At 50.2% G+C, this 18,712-nt stretch carries 14 protein-coding genes; 5 read left to right on the top strand and 9 right to left on the bottom strand.

The features are described from left to right. Positions 1-9: 9 nt before the first annotated feature. On the bottom strand, positions 10-2,445 hold the full coding sequence (locus tag IPF95_08220) for a phenylalanine--tRNA ligase subunit beta (protein MBK6474683.1): 2,436 nt from the start codon (positions 2,443-2,445) through the stop codon (positions 10-12). Between the two features lie 93 nt (positions 2,446-2,538). Here IPF95_08220 and IPF95_08215 point away from each other — a divergent pair, with 93 nt between their 5' ends. After that, on the top strand, positions 2,539-3,789 hold the full coding sequence (locus IPF95_08215) for a sterol desaturase family protein (GenBank protein MBK6474682.1): 1,251 nt from the start codon (positions 2,539-2,541) through the stop codon (positions 3,787-3,789). Positions 3,790-3,898: 109 nt separating this feature from the next. Beyond that, entirely contained in the window at positions 3,899-4,627 is a 729-nt protein-coding gene (locus IPF95_08210) for a lysoplasmalogenase (protein ID MBK6474681.1), read from the top strand. 13 nt (positions 4,628-4,640) lie between these two features. Here IPF95_08210 and recG read toward each other — a convergent pair whose 3' ends face one another. The 5 genes from recG to cdd form a co-directional block, all read right to left on the bottom strand. Then, the gene (gene recG, locus IPF95_08205; protein MBK6474680.1) at positions 4,641-6,758 is read right to left on the bottom strand and encodes an ATP-dependent DNA helicase RecG; all 2,118 of its coding nucleotides are present in this window, start codon (positions 6,756-6,758) and stop codon (positions 4,641-4,643) included. A gap of 59 nt (positions 6,759-6,817) precedes the next feature. Continuing rightward, complete coding sequence (locus IPF95_08200) at positions 6,818-7,243, bottom strand: isoprenylcysteine carboxylmethyltransferase family protein (protein ID MBK6474679.1); 426 nt, start codon at positions 7,241-7,243, stop codon at positions 6,818-6,820. Positions 7,244-7,298: 55 nt separating this feature from the next. Continuing rightward, positions 7,299-8,576: a pyruvate dehydrogenase complex dihydrolipoamide acetyltransferase gene (locus tag IPF95_08195; protein MBK6474678.1), complete on the bottom strand. Its 1,278-nt coding sequence runs from the start codon at positions 8,574-8,576 to the stop codon at positions 7,299-7,301. Between the two features lie 52 nt (positions 8,577-8,628). Next, positions 8,629-9,675, bottom strand: a complete 1,047-nt coding sequence (gene pdhA, locus IPF95_08190; protein ID MBK6474677.1) for a pyruvate dehydrogenase (acetyl-transferring) E1 component subunit alpha — start codon at positions 9,673-9,675, stop codon at positions 8,629-8,631. A 65-nt stretch (positions 9,676-9,740) separates the two neighbouring features. Further along, complete coding sequence (gene cdd / locus IPF95_08185) at positions 9,741-10,226, bottom strand: cytidine deaminase (protein ID MBK6474676.1); 486 nt, start codon at positions 10,224-10,226, stop codon at positions 9,741-9,743. Between the two features lie 99 nt (positions 10,227-10,325). Between cdd and IPF95_08180 the strand changes: the two genes are divergently transcribed. Together IPF95_08180 and IPF95_08175 are read left to right on the top strand one after the other, a co-directional pair. Next, positions 10,326-11,078 (top strand): polyphosphate polymerase domain-containing protein, encoded by a 753-nt coding sequence (locus IPF95_08180; protein ID MBK6474675.1) that lies wholly within the window; start codon positions 10,326-10,328, stop codon positions 11,076-11,078. 17 nt (positions 11,079-11,095) lie between these two features. Continuing rightward, positions 11,096-11,743: a DUF4956 domain-containing protein gene (locus IPF95_08175; protein ID MBK6474674.1), complete on the top strand. Its 648-nt coding sequence runs from the start codon at positions 11,096-11,098 to the stop codon at positions 11,741-11,743. 30 nt (positions 11,744-11,773) lie between these two features. Here IPF95_08175 and IPF95_08170 read toward each other — a convergent pair whose 3' ends face one another. From IPF95_08170 to porU, 3 genes are all read right to left on the bottom strand, one after another. Next, the gene (locus tag IPF95_08170) at positions 11,774-12,250 is read right to left on the bottom strand and encodes a 2-C-methyl-D-erythritol 2,4-cyclodiphosphate synthase (GenBank protein MBK6474673.1); all 477 of its coding nucleotides are present in this window, start codon (positions 12,248-12,250) and stop codon (positions 11,774-11,776) included. Further along, positions 12,247-13,548 carry a type IX secretion system outer membrane channel protein PorV gene (gene porV / locus IPF95_08165; protein ID MBK6474672.1) on the bottom strand — a complete coding sequence of 434 codons (1,302 nt, stop codon included), beginning with the start codon at positions 13,546-13,548 and terminating at the stop codon, positions 12,247-12,249. Before porV ends, IPF95_08170 begins: the two co-directional genes overlap by 4 nt. Positions 13,549-13,610: 62 nt before the next feature. Beyond that, positions 13,611-17,555 (bottom strand): type IX secretion system sortase PorU, encoded by a 3,945-nt coding sequence (porU, locus tag IPF95_08160; protein MBK6474671.1) that lies wholly within the window; start codon positions 17,553-17,555, stop codon positions 13,611-13,613. Between the two features lie 121 nt (positions 17,556-17,676). Here porU and IPF95_08155 point away from each other — a divergent pair, with 121 nt between their 5' ends. Next, the gene (locus IPF95_08155) at positions 17,677-18,708 is read left to right on the top strand and encodes a type IX secretion system membrane protein PorP/SprF (protein MBK6474670.1); all 1,032 of its coding nucleotides are present in this window, start codon (positions 17,677-17,679) and stop codon (positions 18,706-18,708) included. Positions 18,709-18,712 lie beyond the last annotated feature (4 nt).

Raw genomic sequence — 18,712 nt, 5'->3', positions numbered from 1 at the left:
CCGCGTTGATCAGCCTCTCAACACTGCACCCACTTCCTTCTCCAATGCTTGGCGGATCCTTCCCATGGACTTATCCACTACCTGATCCGTAAGCGTTTTGTCCGGATCCTGGAGGATCAAACTCACTGCGTAGCTCTTCTTTCCGTGCGGCAGTTTATCACCTTCATAAACATCGAAAAGGTCAACGTCCACAAGTAGCTTCTGCTCTGCATGGAAAGCTGCTTTTTTGAGCGACTCGAATTTCACTTTCGCGTCGATCAATAGACTAAGATCACGCCGCACTGCCGGGAACTTGGACAACTCACTAAAGCCGATCTTTTGCCTCTTGCACACCTTCAAGAATACCTCTTCCGCTAGTTCAGCGAAGAACACCGGCTGAGAAATATCGAAGGATCTCAGTTGTGCTTTAGCCACTTCGCCGAGCACACCAGCTTTTCGGCCATTCAAATTAAGTGTGTACGCATTGCTCAGGAGCGGATGTCCGATCTCTTCCCAACTCGCTATTCCCATAATGCCCATTCGCTCCAACAACGACTCCACTTCTTCTTTCAGGTCAGCCAATTCCACTTTGCGATCAACACTGCGCCAGCGCTCACGGAAGCGATCTCCGGTAATGACCAAGGACAACGACTCTGTTTCAGTGATCACTTTTTCGCTCTGCACATAAACGCGTCCGCGCTCGAAGAACCGCAGATCACGTTGTTGCCGATTGATGTTGTAACCCGCCGCCTGCAGTGCACCATGCAAGAGCGTTGGACGCAACACATCAAGTTCAGCACTCAACGGATTCGCCATACGGATCAGCGCATTCATTCCGTCTGCAGAAGCGTGCTGCGCCTTTTCTCCGTTGGTGAGTGACGGTGTCATGATCTCCCGAAAACCACGTGCGGCCAAATGTTGACCGGTTCGTTCACGCAAACTTTCCAAGGTGAGCGCATCCTCTAGGATCGGTGGGCACAACAAGCGGTCAGGAACTGGCACTTGATCGAACCCATGTATGCGAAGGATCTCCTCGATCACATCTGCCGGTCGGGTTACATCTGCTCTGAACGAAGGCACGGTCACCACTACACCTTCATGATCGCGCTCTACGATCGTGAAATCCAGCAATTCCAACGCTTGTATGATGGCGTTGTGCGGTATCCGTATACCGGTCAGCGCATCACATTGTGCAAAACGCAGGTCAACTTTACGATCCACGTGCTGTCGTTTATCGACATCAATGATCTCCGAGACAATGCTCGCCCCCGCTACTTCCTTCAACAATAACGCAGCACGTTTCAAGGCATAGACAGTGATCTCAGGATCAACACCGCGTTCAAAACGGAAAGAGGCATCAGTGCTGAGTCCATGGCGGCGTGCAGTACGTCGTATGGTCGTCGGCTCAAAATAGGCGCTTTCCAGAAAAATGGATGTCGTTGACCCTGTTACGCCGCTCGTTGCACCACCAAAAACACCTGCAATACAAGCTGGTGCAACTTCATCCGCGATCACGAGGTCCTGTTCGCTCAACTTACGCTCCTTCTCATCCAATGTTGTAAAGGCTTCATTCTCGGTGGCCAATCGTACAACGATCTTTCCGCCCTTCAATTTATCCGCATCGAAAGCATGCAATGGTTGCCCTAGTTCATGCTGAACAAAATTGGTGACATCCACTACGTTATTGATCGGCTTCAGACCAATTGCTTTCAATGCACTCTGAAGCCATTCCGGTGACGGATCGACTTTCACATCCCCAAGTGTAACACCAGCGTACCGCGGGCAAGCAGTGCTATTCTCTACGGTCACTTCCACCGCTTTACCATCGCCATCCTTTCTGAAACCATCAACATTCGGCCATTTCACGCTAACATCAGCACCAGTGCGATAGACCATGGCAGCAACGAGATCACGGGCTACGCCGACGTGGCCCATTGCATCCGTTCGGTTCGGAGTTAGACCGATCTCCAAGAAATGATCGCTCTTCAAGCCCATTTGATCCACGGCGGGGGTACCCACTTTCGCCGATGCGGGCAGCACAAGAATGCCATCATGGCTTTGCCCAAGTCCTAGCTCATCCTCGGCACAGATCATTCCGTTGCTTTCCTTGCCGCGGATCTTGCTCTTTTTGATCACGATACAGGTACCATCCTTCATACACAGATCAGCGTCAACAGTGGCCACCAATACTTTCTGACCAGCTGCAACATTGGGTGCACCGCAAACGATCTGCACAGGATCACCGGTTCCAAGATCCACTTTACAAACGCTCAACCTGTCGGCATCCGGATGTTTCGCACATGCCAGAACATGCCCCACAACTACACCACGTAACATACCCTTGATCGGCTCATGCACTTCCACACCTTCAACCTCAAGCCCTGTGCTGGTAAGTATTTCAGCGGCTTTTTGAGGAGAGATATCGGTATCGATGTATTGCTTGAGCCAATTCCAGGAGATGCGCATTCGGGATCAAATTTTTACCGCTGGTTGCCAACGGGGCTGCAAAGAAAGCGGATCCGGCCGGGTGTTGATCCGTAATTTCGTAGCAGCACTAACATGGACTACATCGTTTATTCCATTCCCGTATTCCTCGTATTGATCCTGATCGAGCTCGGCTGGAGTGCATGGTCGGGCAACAAGGTGTACCGTTTCAATGACCTGATCTCCAATATCGGCTGTGGTATCGGTTCACAAGTGGTAGGAGCATTCACGAAGACCACGATCTTCACGGCCTACCTCTGGACCTACGATAATTGGCGCTTATTCACCATCGAGAACTCCATTCTCACGTGGATCGTCGCATTTCTACTTGTCGACCTGCTTTATTACTGGTTCCATCGACTAAGCCATGAAGTGAACTTTTTATGGGCGGCCCACATCGTTCATCATCAGAGCGAGGAATACAATCTAAGCGTGGCATTGCGCCAAAGCTGGTGGCAAGGTTTGTTCAGTTGGTGGTTCTATGTGCCGATGGCGATCATGGGTATTCACCCATTAATGATCGTAACGGTCGCTGCATTCAATACGCTCTATCAGTTCTGGATCCATACGAAGGCCATATCAACCCTTGGTCCATTGGAGTTCATCTTCAACACACCAGCGCATCACCGCGTACATCATGGAAGCGACCCTAAATACATTGACCGCAATCACGCAGGAACGTTGATCATCTGGGACAAGCTCTTCGGAACCTTCCAACAGGAAGAGGAAGAACCGGTTTATGGGATCACTGAGCAACTCGGTTCGTGGGATCCGGTCAAGGCCAATTTTCATTATTGGGGCGATCTTGGCGTACTTGCTGGCCAATGTAACAATTGGTGGGATAAAGTGCGCGTGTTCCTGAAGCCTCCCGGTTGGCGCCCGCTTCAACTGGGCGGGTTCCAAGGTCCAAAGAAAAAAGACCGGGCTACCTATCAAAAGTTCGATACGGTAACGGCACGTGCCATGGCCATTTATGTGCTTGTTCAGTTCATATTCTTACTTGGTGCAACATCCTTCTTTCTATTCCAGCAAGATCAATTGCGAACATGGCAGCAATGGGCGTTTTCCGCCCTGATCGTGTTATGGGTGATGGACCTTGGCCTGTTGCTGGAAGGAAGTCGAATTGCTAATTGGTTGGAGGTCTTACGGATCGCTGCGCTTGCGCTGCTTCTACTAAGTTGTGGCAACATGTTCCCTGATCCGATCACTTTCGGGTTGAATGGTGGTATAGTTCTGGTTTCACTTGCAATGCTTTGGTTGGGGATACGGAACCGATCGAAGATCACCTGGATCAATAAAGTGAAGGCCTTAGGATCCAGCCCTTAACAGACCCCTGTGAATGACGGGCCGCGAGTGATATTGACCTGATCCTACACAGAACCATACATTCACTCCCCGATCGGCTCTCCTCAACAAGCTCCGATCATTTTTCCGAATGAGAATTTTTAAGAACGATCTGGTCATCGGCATATTGTTCGCGGCAATTACGTTGAGTACGATAATTGCATTAGTACAGGGTTGGCATGGCCTGCTCTTTGTCAGCAAACCATTGCTGATGATCACGCTTTCGCTTTGGTTCTACTTCAAGAGCAGACGCGTAGGCGATCGATTCACCATTCTGATCCAAGCGGGGTTGTTCTTTTCCTTGATCGGTGATGTAACGCTGATGTTCGAGCACCTTGATGAATTCTATTTCATGATCGGTCTGGGAGCATTTCTGATCGCGCAGCTCTGTTATACCATCGCCTTCGCGCATAACATTGCGAATGCCGCAGCGCCGTTCTCTTTTCTGCCCTGGTTGATCGGAACCGGAATAACTGCCTACGGCGTATTTTTCGCAATGGACCTGATGCCACGCATAGATGAAGAGATCAAGGTTCCGGTGAGTGCTTATGCAGTTGCAATAACGTTGATGGGCCTCGCTGCTACATTTCGATTTGGACGCACATTCCCCCGCAGTTTCGTTCTTGTATTGATCGGCTCATTCTTGTTCATAGCATCGGATAGCCTACTCGCAACGAACCGTTTTCTTCGCAACCTTGATCATGCATCGTGGTCGATAATACTCACGTATGCCGTTGGTCAATACCTGATCGTTGCCGGATGTTTGGCGCACGTACTGGACCCCGAAGAGATCCGCCGACGCGCGTCCCTGACCACGTGAACCCAGAAGCACTTTAACTGATCCGCCCCCAAAGTGGGCGCGACTTCATGATAGCGCGTAATGTTCCGGAGATGCGAACATTGGCGGGATCTTTCAGGTCAGGATCGCGATCAAGGATCCGCAAAGCCAGTTCCCTTGCTTGTTGAAGAAGGCTAACATCCTTCACCAGATCAGCAATATGCAATTCGGGCAAGCCGCTCTGTTGTGTGCCCATTAGGTCTCCGGGCCCACGCAAACGCAGATCCGCCTCCGCGATCTCAAAACCATCGTTGGTGCGCACCATTGTGGAGATCCGCTCACGTGCATCATGTCCCAGTTTATCGCCGGTCATAAGTATGCAGAAACTCTGCTCCGCACCGCGGCCCACCCTGCCGCGCAATTGGTGCAATTGTGAAAGGCCAAAGCGTTCTGCATTCTCGATCACCATCATACTTGCATTAGGCACATCCACGCCAACTTCAATAACAGTGGTGGCAACAAGCACATTGGTCTCGCCTTTCTTGAATCGGGCCATTTCGTAGTCCTTGGTTGCTTGATCCAAACGCCCATGCACCATGCTCACAGCATATCTCGGCAACGGAAATCGCCTTGAAATACTTTCGAAACCATCCGTGAGGTCCTTCAGTTCCACACCGCGCATTTTTTCAGGATCCCCTTCCTCGATCAAGGGATACACCACATACACTTGGCGGCCTTTGGTGATCTCTTCTTCCATGAAACCGAAGACCGCATTGCGCGAACCATCGAACCGATGCACGGTACGGATCGGTTTGCGACCTGGTGGCAATTCATCGATCACACTGGTATCCAGGTCCCCGTACAACGTCATAGCAAGTGTGCGTGGGATCGGTGTTGCCGTCATGACCAACACATGAGGCGGCACAGTGCTCTTCGCCCACATACGGGCACGTTGGGCTACTCCGAACCGGTGTTGCTCGTCGATCACGACCAAGCCAAGCTTATCGAACACCACACGATCCTCGAGCAGCGCATGCGTTCCAACAATGATATGGATCTCGCCAGCTTTCAGCGCCATAAGAATGCTCCTACGCTCAGCGGTCTTTACACTACCAGTAAGCAACCGAATGGTGATCGGTAATCCTTCCAGGAACTTGACCAGCGTGGTATAATGTTGTTGGGCCAGGATCTCCGTGGGTGCCATGAATGCGCTCTGGAAGCCATTATCGAGCGCTATCAGCATACTCAATAATGCGACCAACGTTTTACCACTGCCAACATCTCCTTGAACAAGACGGTTCATCTGGTGACCGGTCACCATGTCCTTTCGGATCTCCTTAACCACACGTTTCTGCGCTTCGGTAAGTTCAAAGGGCAAATGATCGCTGTAGAACGAGTTGAAATGGTCACCAACATTGCTGAATACTTGTCCGCGGAGGCTCTGTTGCATCAACAGTTTTTGCTTCAGCAGTTGTAGTTGAATGAAGAACAGCTCTTCGAATTTCAAACGAAGAACGGCTGCATCCAACGCGGCTCTTGTTTGTGGAACATGGATCTGTCGGAACGCATCTTCGCGTGACATGCCACCTTGCAGATCGATCAAGTGCTGATCCAAAGTTTCAGGGATCAACCCTTCGCCTTGCAATAGAGCGGCTTTTGTGAGTTTACCGATCGCCCGACTGCCAAGCCCTTTGGCGGTCAATTTCTCCGTAGTGCTATATACGGGTTGTAATGCAGCCTGAAGTGCGGGCTCCACTCCTGCGGTCAGTTCCATTTCCGGATGGGGAATACTGTATCGCCCATTGAAATGGTTCGGCTTTCCGAAAACGATGTATTCCTGTCCAGGTTTCAGGGACATTTGCAACCAACGCGCACCTTTGAACCAGACCAGTTCTATTGAACCAGTTGCATCTTTAAGCGTTGCAGTTAATCTCCGGGAACGCGCTTCACCAACGGTTTTCAATGGCCCTAGCACACCTTTCAACTGCACTTGTTCCAGGTCGGCATTTATCTCCTTCACGGTATGGAACACGGTGCGATCCACATACCGGAATGGGAAGTGGGTCAGCAAATTGCCGATGGTCGCTATGCCCAATTCCTTCTCGAGCAGTTCAGCTTTTTGAGGGCCAACCCCTTTCAGGAACGCGATCGGTGTGTTAAAGAGATCCAGCACGCGGTGAAATTACGAGCACGCGCCAGAAAGTATTCTTGAGTTTGGCATCAAGCACCCGCTCACCAAACGAATGGGAACAAACGGGCAACACCTTTCATCAATTTCGGATATTCCGGATGAACTGTAGTTAGATGCTGTTCTTCAAAACGGATCTTCAATACCAGAACTACAAGACAAATCGCGAGCGCAGACCAACGCCAAACACTTGGAGCACCAAATGCCATGGCGCTTCCGCATATCAGCACAGCCGTATACATCGGATGCCTGATTACGCTGTAGACACCACGCTTCGAAAGGCTGTTCCCGGCTCGCGGGATCGGCATGATCGTGAAATTATTGGTACCGAGTGATGTTGCCGCTGCGAGAAAGACGACCAATCCCGTGCTGAAGATCAGCCATCCCCACCATGGCAATTCAAAACTCCCGCCGAACAACAATACGGCAATGCAGGCGAACTGGCAGAATACGAGAAGTCGGGATATCATTTCAAACTGGATCGGATCGAAACGTCCACTTTCTACAGTGGTCCTATGGACCGCATTACACCACACCAACCGAGAACAACAACGCCGGCTCCTCCATAAAGCTCTTGAATGTATTCAAGAAAGCAGCTCCCGTAGCGCCATCCACCACACGGTGGTCACAGCTCAACGTAACTTTCATGGTATGGCCAACAGCAAGTTGACCATTGCGCACAACGGGTTTCTCAATGATACCACCGACTGCCATGATACAGGCGTCCGGCGGGTTGATGATCGCAGTGAACTCATCGATACCGAACATGCCCAAGTTGGAAATGGTAAAGGTATTTCCCTCCCAGTCCGCAGGTTGCAATTTCTTGTCCTTGGCTCTGGCGGCGAGATCACGCACTTCACTACCTATATCACGCAAGGACTTACCATCTGCAAAGCGGATCACAGGAACTAGTAATCCCTCGTCAACTGCAACAGCTACGCCAATATGTACATGCTGATTGTAACGGATGCGGTCACCCAACCAACTGCTATTCACCTTTGGATGCTTCTTCAACGCGACAGCGGCAGCTTTTACGACCAGGTCATTGTAGCTGATCTTTTCCGGCTTTATCTGGGCATTGATCGCTTCACGCACTTGCATACCGCGATCCATATTCATCTCAATGGTGAGGTAGAAATGCGGCGCAGTAAATAAGCTTTCGCTCAATCGCTTGGCGATCGTCTTGCGCATTTGGCTCACGGGCACCTCCTCGAACGCTTCTATCTGTGGAACGCCATAGAGCGCACCGCCAGTAAAGTCCTCTATATCCTGTTTCACCACGCGACCATCATCACCAGTGCCTTGAACGCGCGCAATGTCAATTCCTTTTTCCTCTGCCAATCGCTTAGCTAACGGACTCGCTTTTACACGACCATTGGAATTTGCTGCGCTGCGAGCTGCGGGCTTCGCGGGCGCACTTGTTGTAGCTACCGGCGCACTAGTTACTGGACCTGGTGCTGCCTTTGGTTCTTCTTTTACTTTTTCAGCAACAGGTTCCGGTTTCTTGGTCTCTTCCTTCGGCGCACTGGCCGCTGCATCTGATAACAACTTGGTGATATCCTCACCCGCTTTTCCAAGGATCGCCAATATGCTATCCACGGGTGCGGCCTTTCCTTTTTCCACACCGATGTGAAGTAGAACGCCATCCGTGAAACTTTCGAATTCCATAGTAGCCTTGTCGGTCTCGATCTCCGCCAGAACTTCACCGCTTTTCACGGTATCACCCACTTTTTTATGCCAAGCTGCCACAACCCCTTCGGTCATGGTATCACTCAATTTGGGCATACGTACGATCTCTGCCATGGTCTAGTCTTGATCTATTCTGAATGCGTTATTCTTTTCGTAGGCGATATCATCAATCAATGATGAACGGGTAATCCCGCTCGAAATAGACATCATTATAAAGTTCATCAGCAGTTGCCATAGGGCTTTCCTCGGCGAACTTCACCGCTGCAAGAACTTCTTTTTTCGCTGCCTCGTCCAGTTTATCCAACTCAACTTTGGTAGCGTACTTTTTTTCAAGAATGGTATCTCGCACGTTCTCGATCGGATCCTGCTTTTTGTAGCCTTCCACCTCTTCCTTGGTGCGGTACTTCTGCGGATCGCTCATGCTGTGCCCCTTGTAGCGATAGGTCTTAATATCCAATAGATATGGCCCATTGCCGGCGCGGGCATGCTCACAAGCCATGCTAATGGCATCGTGTACATCTTCACAGCGCATACCGTTCACACTAAGGCCAGGCATGTCATAGCTCTCACCCAGCGTACTCAGGTCATGTACATTGCTTGTGCGCTCCACACTGGTCCCCATCGCATAGTTGTTGTTCTCTATGATGAAGACCACCGGCAATTTCCAGGTCATTGCAATATTGAACGTTTCGTGAAGGATGCCTTGGCGTGTGGCCCCATCACCCATGAAACAAAGCGTTACATGGTCTTCACCGCGGTATTTGTCCGCGAATGCGATCCCGGCACCTAGACCGATCTGTCCACCAACGATGCCGTGCCCTCCGAAAAGGTTCCGTTCCTTACTGAAGAAGTGCATGCTTCCGCCTTTGCCCTTGCTCGTCCCGGTGGTCTTGGCGTATAGCTCAGCCATTACGTTCTTGGGCGAAACACCCAGAACCAACGGGTGCGCATGGTCACGATATCCGGTAATGAAACGATCCGTTGTTCGCACCGCTGTGATCATACCGGCAAGAATGGCTTCCTGTCCAATGTATAGGTGGCAGAATCCACCGAATTTCTGCATTGTATAGAGCTGACCCGTCTTCTCCTCGAAGCGGCGCATCATGATCATTTCCTTGAACCAACGCAAATACGTTTCCTTACCGAACGTAGCTTTCGCTGGCGCTTTGATAGGTTTGTCCATTTTGCTTTTTAATACGGTCTTCGTGGTCATTTCAATCTCTGCGTCGATAGTGTACAAATATAGCCCTGCCTAAACAGCCGTTCTTCGTGTTGAACTCAACCTTTCAAAAAGGAGACGTCGAAAGAAAGAGGCAATAACGCTCTTGCGCTGGCAACTTCCTTCACCGGACCTTTGGGTAGACCCATGATGATGCGCATGGGTGCATTCTGTCTTACCTCCTGCTCCAATAAGGCTTGCCTACAGATCCCACAGGGCGACACAGGATCCTGTCCATGGGCGGTGGTTACGACAACGGCGATCTCCTTCACCACGGCATCAGGATCAAGGGACATTGCGGCATGAAGAGCTGTACGTTCAGCGCAGATACCCGCTGGGAACGATGCATTCTCCTGATTATTTCCGGTAACGACCTTGCCATTGGTCAAGCGAAGCGCAGCCCCAACATAGAACTTCGAATACGGAGCATAGGCACGCATTGCAGCCTGCTCTGCTTGATGCAGAAGATCGCGGTCCGCTTCTGGCATTTCTGCGCTGGATGCGTATTTGAGAAATTGTAATGTTAGGGAACCGTGTTCAGCCATTTTTCAAGAAAAGGATATCAAAAGTAGCAAGCAAGTAATGAACGCGTATCATGGTGGGGTGCGAACCAAAGGGTTCCATTAGCTTTGGCCTCCTTCACCGTGGATATAAAACACCAACATATCGCTGAATTCGACCCCATTTCATTGGAAGAAATGGATAACGTGAAGCTCCAGGATCGTGTGGACACCAAGTATGTTCTGGGAGCTGCTGAGCTTGATGACGTGTTGAAGGCAATGCTTCCGGATTATCGATTACTGGAGGTAAAGGGTTTGCGAGGCACCAATTACCGCAGCTTGTATTTCGACACACCGGACCTCAAGCATTATCAGGATCATCACAACAAGCGCACGTTCCGGGTGAAGGTCCGTTTCCGTGAATATGTCGGAAGTGGCCTCGCATACTTGGAGGTGAAACGCAAAACGGGGACAGGCCGCACGGATAAAGCAAGAATCAAGGTAACAGGCATTCCGGAAATGTTGGATGCTGTACAAACGGAGTTCGTTACGAAAGCCAGTAATTCGGATCAGGCGTTGCAGCCTTCGATCTGGAACAGTTTCATGCGCTACACGTTCGTGAACAAGCACACTCCGGAACGGTTGACCATGGATGTGGACCTAAGGTACAGCGATGCGGACACGGAAAAACAATTAGGGCCTATCGTAGTAGCGGAACTGAAACAATCACGTGCCGATCGAACATCACCTTTCGTGCGGATCATGCGATCGCGCGGAATACAGCCCAGCGGCCTGAGCAAATATTGCATCGGCGTTTTGATGCTTGGCAAGAACGTAAAATACAACGCATTCAAACCGGTCCTGCTCATGCTCGACCGTATCCGCAAAGCGGCTTAAATGAACACTACACGTAAATGAAGATCTTCGGTATGCCTGTTTTCCACGCGGATATGTGGGAACTCCTGTTCAAATTCGGGTTGGATGCAATTGTGCTGTTCATCCTGATCCGGCTGATCTACTATCCTATCCATCGCAAAAAGGATTATTTGTTCACTTATTTCCTGTTCAACATATTGATCTTCTTCCTGTGTGTTCTCTTGAACAGCGTGAAGTTGAGCATCGGTTTCGCGTTCGGTCTTTTTGCCATATTCGGCGTTCTGCGGTATCGAACGGAACAGATCAGCATCAAGGACATGACCTACTTGTTCGCGGTGATCACTGTGGCAGTGATCAATTCCTTGGCAAGTAAGAAGATCAGTATTGCTGAATTGGTGTTTACCGATGGCATGATCCTGATCTTGACCTATGCTTTGGAGCATTTATGGCTTACGCGTCACGAAGCGGTGAAGTTGTTGATCTACGAACGCATTGAGTTGATAAAGCCAGAGAATCGCACAGCACTCTATGCTGACCTGCATGACCGCTTAGGTGTAAAGGTTTCCAGGGTAGAGATCGGTAAGATCGATCTGCTTCGGGACACTGCGCAAATGCGTGTCTTCTATTTCGAAGATGAACAGGGGCATGGCTCGTTCAACGAGATGCCTACGGACGATGATGATTGAGTGCGCAAAGCACTAGTGGACCGAGCCGACCTACTTACGCTCTATCAGCGCCACTGCGTGCGCACAAGCGCCTTCTTCACGGCCTACAAAGCCCAGCTTTTCATTCGTTGTGGCCTTGATGCCGACCGCATCTTCTCCAACACCTAGGATCGCTGCGATCACAGCGCGCATGGCAGGTACATGAGGCATGATCTTCGGGCGTTCCATGACCAACGTGCTATCCACGTTTCCCACGGACCAACCTGCCTCAGTGAGCTTGATCATGACCAGCTTAAGAAGTTCTTTGCTATCCGCACCTTTCCATTCGGCAGCGGTATCCGGGAATTGAGTGCCGATATCGCCCATTCCTGCAGCGCCTAACAGCGCATCGCACAAAGCGTGAAGCAATACATCAGCATCGGAATGCCCTAGCAGACCTACGGAATGTGGAATTAAAATGCCACCTAGCCAGAGTTCACGGCCTTCTGCAAAGCGGTGAACGTCATACCCAAGTCCAACACGGATCATCCGTCCGTGCCTGGCTTCTTGGTGCCTTTATCGAATCGGAAACCGAGCGTGAAGCGCAGCGTGTTCGCAAGTGGGCTACGAGCGGTATTTGCAATGAGGTAACTGAGATCCAACGAGAAGACCTTGTAGCGAAGACCTGCTCCCAAGGTGAAATACTTGCGATTTCCTTTTGTGTAATGCTCCCAGAAATAGCCTGTACGGAAGGCGAATTGATCGGCGTACCAATACTCCAATCCACCAGCAACATTGATCTCGCGCATTTCCTCGCGGAACTTACTGCCTGACTCCACCACTACATTGCCATCGTCGTCATAACTCACGTTCCCAGGTGCATCGTTGAATGAACCGAAGATCCCAGTTGCCACTCCTACGTCCGGGTTGCGACCGCTTGCTACTTGCGGACCACCAGTTACCGGGTCTATCACCACAGCTCCATTCTGATCCAACAAATAAACCGGCGGGGTTGGCACAAGCAGTTTATTTGCGTCCACGTTGATAGTGATGCTGTTGAAATCATCAAGGTCCACCTTGAAAGAAGGTCCCAAGCGGAGGTTGATCGGTATGAAATTCTGCACGGAGGTCTCGGAGTAGGACATTTTTGCTCCGATGTTGCTCACATTGAGGCCAAAGTTGAACGTACCCTCTTTATCCCCAATTTCGATCTCCGGTTTATGATAGAAGAACGAAACATCGGCCGCGACCGTTTGGCCGGCCTTCGTATTAGCACCAGCAACACTAAGACCACCGGTGAGGTTGCTGTTCACATAGCGCAAGGCAAGTCCTCCCGCGAAATGATCACCGAACTGCTGTGCAAATGAAACATCAACCGCGAATTCCGCAGGTTTGAAATCACGAATGGCGGCGCCCGTATTGTCCGTGAAAAGGATGCTCCCCAAGTTGAAATAGCGCAACGAGAAACCTATCGCACTTCGCTTATTCTTCAATCGCTTGTAACCGGCCAAGTATGCCAAGCTCATGTCCGGCACAAGGTTCCTGAGCCATGGACTGTAGCTTGTAGTGAATTCAGCGTCGTGCTCCGCAAATGCCAATTTGGAAGGATTCCAGTGAATGGAATTCGCATCCGGCGATAGAGCTACTCCGGCGTCGCCCATACCACCAGCGCGCGAATCCGCATTGATCAGTAAAAAGGGGACAGCGGTGGTGATGGTATTCAATTGGTCGCCGCATTGCTGTCCAGCGGACTGGAATTGCGGATCACAGGGCTGAGCATGAAGTGCACCAGCTGCTGCAAGCACGAGAAGGGAACTGAAAAAGAAACGCTGCAAAAATGATCTCATAAGGGTAGTTCGGGCAAAAGGACGGCAAATATACGCCGGAAGGGGGGCGCTTATTGTGCAGCCTATCGTAGGATCACCAGTTTCTCAAACTTATCGGCCTTTTCTCCTTCGGGAGTCGTAACGCTCAATCGGTATACATAAACGCCTCTTCCGATCTTGTCTCCCATATCATCTCGCCCGTCCCAGGCCATCGGATCAGCACGGAACCCTTCGCATGCAATTTGACGACTAATGGTCTTTACCAATTTACCACTTACGGTGAAGACCTGCACCTGAACATCCAAGGATGTGCAAGCGCGGTTGTGCTCGAAATAGAACTCCGTATGTGTTGTGAACGGGTTCGGATAGTTCAGAACATGGGCCAATGCAAGTTCAGCGCTTTCAGCGACCACGAACTCCGTAGTGGCATCGGAAGAGTTGTTGAACACATCCCAAGCCTTGAGGGTCAGTGTATGTGATCCTTCCTCAAGGTTCTCGTACCTGTATCTCACCTCGCCACTTTTGTAGGCATCCAGATCGGCCTCGTACAGATCATTCAGAACCACGGCTTGTTCCGTGTTCACATCCAATGTTGCCACCAGGTCATGCCCAATGCTGTTACCCACCGTATTGATACCATTCTCGTCGAACAGTTTAGCATAAAGCATAGGCGACTCATCGGTCAATCCACCATGAACGAATTGATCGTCGTTCAAGTAAAGGTCTATCTGCGGCCCCTGCTCATCCAACGCCACGTCCGTTGCAGTGCCGCCCACCAAGGGATCATTCGTATATCCGCTCGCGTTGTACCATCCGCTTTCAGCATAACAGCTAACACGGCCAGGACCTATCTGGTAATTGATATCCTTCGGAACCACGAATGTGAAGTTGAACGTGCCATTGGTCACAGTGGCTTTTCCACGGTAAATGACATTCTTACGGATCTTGAACTGGAACGGTGTGGACTGCGGCGTAGGGTCGTTCACCAACGTAAGTTGAAGCTGTTCCTTATCATAGACCGTTGGCATTACAATTCCATTGAAATCCGTAAGTGGCTGGCCTGAACCGTCATCCACGAACCCACTGATACGGATCGTGGAAAGCGCTTTCAAGGTATCAACAGGGTTCCCAAGGGTATCCGCGATGGTAGTAATTCGAACATCGCCACGGGGCATGGCCAGTCGTTGACTAGGATCACCGAGCAAGCTGAAGTTCCGATGATTCACGGATCCGCTCACTGCCGCGGTTATATCCCGCTTCGTTTGCTCAAAAATATCTCCAAATCGTTGGTCCCTACCCAAGGCATCCTGGGTCACAAGCACGTGATCATAGAATTTTTGACCGAGAAGAAAATTATCATTGGAATACGCCAATCGTGTAGTGGTCATCAACGCAATGCCCCCACCATTCGGATTCAACAGGACGAGCTCGCCTGCTGAAGTACGCGCGGGGTCATCCCAACGGGAGAATTCACAGGTCGCGGTCATGAACAGTGGCAGACGGTCCTTATTGGTCCATCCTTGGATCGTACCATTATCCAAAAAGCGCTCATGGGCCCATCCTACCTCACCACCATGGCCAACATAGTTAACGATAAGAAGCCCTTTCTGAACTTTGTCCTTCAGGTCATCAGCACCTTGAGGATAGCGCTGGCCACCAGGGGTGCTAACTTGTTGATACGCATCCAAATAAACCTTGTCCACATTGAATTTCGGGTACGCGATCTCGATCTTTGATGCTAAGAAATCGCTTTGGAACATGTGAATATGCCCTTCATTGTTGTCCCCATCCTGATCATCCGATGCGAACAGAACATGCGTGCGCCAATCGGCTATACCCCCGTCACTAGCATCGGAACACACCGCTCCTGTAGCTGTAAGGAGTCTCAAACGATCATAATTCAGGACTTTGTTGACCACTTCATTTGCTTGTTGAGCGCTAGAAACACAGAACCGACCAATGCCGATATCAACCATATCCGACGGTAATTCTCCCTCACTCACATCCAATAGGCCGAAATAATCATCTGACGTATATGATCTCGAAAGATCAAGTGATTCCGCGGTCTGATATGCGGGTAGCCAATTCTGATTGACCGCACTGGTAGAGACGGTATTATAGGACCCATCACCGAACAACAATAAGTATCTCGGTAGTAGCACTGGATCGGTCCCTGCATTATCGTACAACAAACGCATGTACCGTTTTATGGCCGCCGCATCCCGGGTTCCACTGGAGAACTCGTTGTAAACCTGCTCAGGGGTCACAACTACCACCGATAGACCTTCATTGGCTCGAGCATCTGCCAACCGCATAGCATGAGAGATGAAAGGTGTAGGGCATACGATCACAAGGTCGGTAGGCAGTGAAGTAGCATGGAGGTTCTGCGCAGGAACCCGGCCAATTTTTACGGGGGTCAAATAACCACCATCCCGAAATGCAATGAACTGCCTTAGTGAATCCGAATTGAAACGGAACTGTTTCTGGCCACCATTGTCATCGAAATTCACGTTCCGAATAGCTGTAGGATCGGTTATTTCCCAAACACGGTAAACACTCTGTGCTTGGTCAAGGACCATCTCGGCCACGTTACCCATACCGATGGAACTAAGGTCCCGGAATGAAAGTTGATCCCCTATCATGCGCAGGTCCCTGCGGCAATTCAACTCCAGATAGTTCAACCAACCCTTGGACGTTATGGGGTCGTTCTTCGTGAATGTGATGGATACCGGCACGGCGCCTCCGGTAGGTTGAAAAGTGAATTCTTCATTGAATGGTCTCGCCTGAGCGTTAATGGAACTATTTGAGATGCCGACCACTGGGAAATCTTCATTCAATGCCGAGCCGGAATTGATATTGAAACTACTGCTACTTCCCGTACCAATGGTGCGAGCAATTCCATTGAACACAAGTACGGCATCTTCGCCTGGCGTAAGAAATGGTGTCGGGAACGAGAAATTATAGTTCAGTACGAGGTCGAACAATTCTCCATACCACGTACGCCCACTTTTGATCATGTTTATCAGATCGCGTTCAATGAACTGACGGTCATTGAAGCTTGTAACCGTATGCGTGGCTGCATCAGAAGAAAGCAAAGCTTGTTCGATCCGCTGTGGCAGATCCGTTCCGATCCCTATGAAGTAATGGGCAGAATCAGAGTAAACATGTTTGGTATGAACGAATAGGCCGTTGACCAGGTCCCAACGTTGCGGACCGGACGCATAGAATAAGATATGATCACCTTGACCAAAGACACCATCACCACCGTCTTCCACCTGTATGGCATTCAACGGAAGATCAGTAGGGCGATAGACATCATTCCTGAAAGGTAATAGACCCAAATGCCCTCCGTAGATATTGATCTGATCGGATGCCAGGTCAGACGACCCTACTCCCAATGACTGCAAGAACTCATAGGTGAGCTTATGAACGCCATCAGCTGCAACACTGAACTTGTACCAATCGCCATTCGCTAGTTTCGAATTTGCCGGATAGGCTTTTGGCGAGCCCATACCACCGCCTTTAGTGGTATTCACTTCCAACTGGAACGCAACTAATTTTTGAAGTTGTCCATTAGCTGGATCCCTACGGAAAGGCACGATATCGATCAACGCCTGAGGAATTTTCTTATGGATACCGACCATAGCGGTGATCACAGGTTCTGGACCTATGGAGTCCAATGCTGGCCACAGACCTAACTCTTCCTTGGTGAGCGGTTCAAATCGTGGATCGATAAGGCCAACGGCAATACCGGTAATATTACCTGAAAGCGGCATTCGTTCGTGATAGAATGGTAATCCACCACGTTGAGGATCCAAGAATGCGCCTTGAAAGGGTTCCACGACCAGTAAATGATCTTGTTCGGTCAACTTTTCACTTTTTGATGCAATCGCATCGTTCTGAATGCGTTCTTTGCTGACGATGTCAGAACTCTTCCACATCAACTTTCGGTCCGAACGAAGCTGCGCAAATGAGCCGAATGCTAGGCCCATGGCGAGAAAAGCAAGAAAAATGCGTCGGATGGTCATATGGTCTTTCAACAAGTTATCAACAGCGTTGGAGCGAAAGTACTACCTTCGACCCTTGTGTTCGGAATACCCCAACAACGACATGTTAAATGGATTATTGCGAAAGGAAATTGGAACCGAAATGCAAAGTGATCCGTATACTTGGCGCTGGCTTCCGAGCCCTGATCGATCGAGCATGAAGGAATGGACCGTTAGCCGTGCGGTACTCGGCTTAGTACTGTGCGTGTTTGCGAGCTTCACAGCAATCGCACAAGACCCGCAATTCACGCAATTCTACGCGAACCCGTTGTACCTGAATCCGGCGTTCGCAGGTACGGCCCGTTGCCCGCGTGTCACCATGAACTATCGTAACCAATGGCCTGCTCTTACAGGAACGTTCGTTACCACCAGCGCTAGTTATGACCAACATGTGGATGGGCTTATGGGCGGTTTGGGCTTTTTGGTCACCAATGACCAGGCTGGAAAGGGAACTTTGAACACGACGACCGTTAGTGGCATTTATTCTTATCAACAAGCCATCTCTCGAAAATTTTCTTTGAAGGTGGGCTTCCAAGCCACATACTTCCAAAAATCATTGGATTGGAGCAAGCTCACTTTTGGTGATCAGATAGACCCTCGCCGGGGCTTCATTTACAATACGAACGATGTACCACGGGGCGGAAGTGTTGGCAATGCCGATTTCAGCGCAGGTGTATTGGGTTATACCGATATTTTCTTTGTTGGAGTTGCAGTTAACCACCTTACCGAACCAAATGAATCACTGATCGTAGGAACCAGTAAGCTACCTATGAAGATCACCGGCCATGCTGGGGCAGCCATCCCTATCGGTCAAAGAGGAAAATATGGCGATGCACGCACAAAGATCTCCCCCAACGTACTATTCCAGCAACAAGCTGCGTTCCGTCAATTGAATATTGGTCTTTACGTGGACCATGGACCGATCACTGCGGGCGTTTGGTACAGAACGCGTGATTCGTTTATCGCATTGGTCGGTTTCCACACGGAAAAGTTCAAGTTCGGCTACAGTTACGACGTTACAACAAGCAAGTTAACAACCGCTACCGCAGGCTCTCATGAGATCAGTCTGCAACTTCAATTCAACTGCAAGCGTAAACAAAGAAGGTTCAGGCAGGTTGCTTGTCCTACCTTCTAAACCA

The organism is Flavobacteriales bacterium (genome assembly GCA_016704485.1).
Lineage (GTDB): Bacteria > Bacteroidota > Bacteroidia > Flavobacteriales_F > PHOS-HE28 > PHOS-HE28.
Note: the sequence above shows the minus strand (reverse complement) of the source record. Positions and strands in the feature narration are given on the sequence as shown.

Excerpts from the sequence above, each read along its gene's own strand:
- IPF95_08195 (MBK6474678.1), bottom strand. The coding sequence starts at position 8,576 with ATGGCAGAGATCGTACGTATGCCCAAATTGAGTGATACCATGACCGAA.
- IPF95_08210 (MBK6474681.1), top strand. The coding sequence starts at position 3,899 with ATGAGAATTTTTAAGAACGATCTGGTCATCGGCATATTGTTCGCGGCA.
- IPF95_08170 (MBK6474673.1), bottom strand. The coding sequence starts at position 12,250 with ATGATCCGTGTTGGACTTGGGTATGACGTTCACCGCTTTGCAGAAGGC.
- IPF95_08155 (MBK6474670.1), top strand. The coding sequence starts at position 17,677 with ATGCAAAGTGATCCGTATACTTGGCGCTGGCTTCCGAGCCCTGATCGA.
- cdd (MBK6474676.1), bottom strand. The coding sequence starts at position 10,226 with ATGGCTGAACACGGTTCCCTAACATTACAATTTCTCAAATACGCATCC.
- porU (MBK6474671.1), bottom strand. The coding sequence starts at position 17,555 with ATGACCATCCGACGCATTTTTCTTGCTTTTCTCGCCATGGGCCTAGCA.
- IPF95_08220 (MBK6474683.1), bottom strand. The coding sequence starts at position 2,445 with ATGCGCATCTCCTGGAATTGGCTCAAGCAATACATCGATACCGATATC.
- porV (MBK6474672.1), bottom strand. The coding sequence starts at position 13,548 with ATGAGATCATTTTTGCAGCGTTTCTTTTTCAGTTCCCTTCTCGTGCTT.
- IPF95_08215 (MBK6474682.1), top strand. The coding sequence starts at position 2,539 with ATGGACTACATCGTTTATTCCATTCCCGTATTCCTCGTATTGATCCTG.
- IPF95_08200 (MBK6474679.1), bottom strand. The coding sequence starts at position 7,243 with ATGATATCCCGACTTCTCGTATTCTGCCAGTTCGCCTGCATTGCCGTA.
- pdhA (MBK6474677.1), bottom strand. The coding sequence starts at position 9,675 with ATGACCACGAAGACCGTATTAAAAAGCAAAATGGACAAACCTATCAAA.
- IPF95_08175 (MBK6474674.1), top strand. The coding sequence starts at position 11,096 with ATGAAGATCTTCGGTATGCCTGTTTTCCACGCGGATATGTGGGAACTC.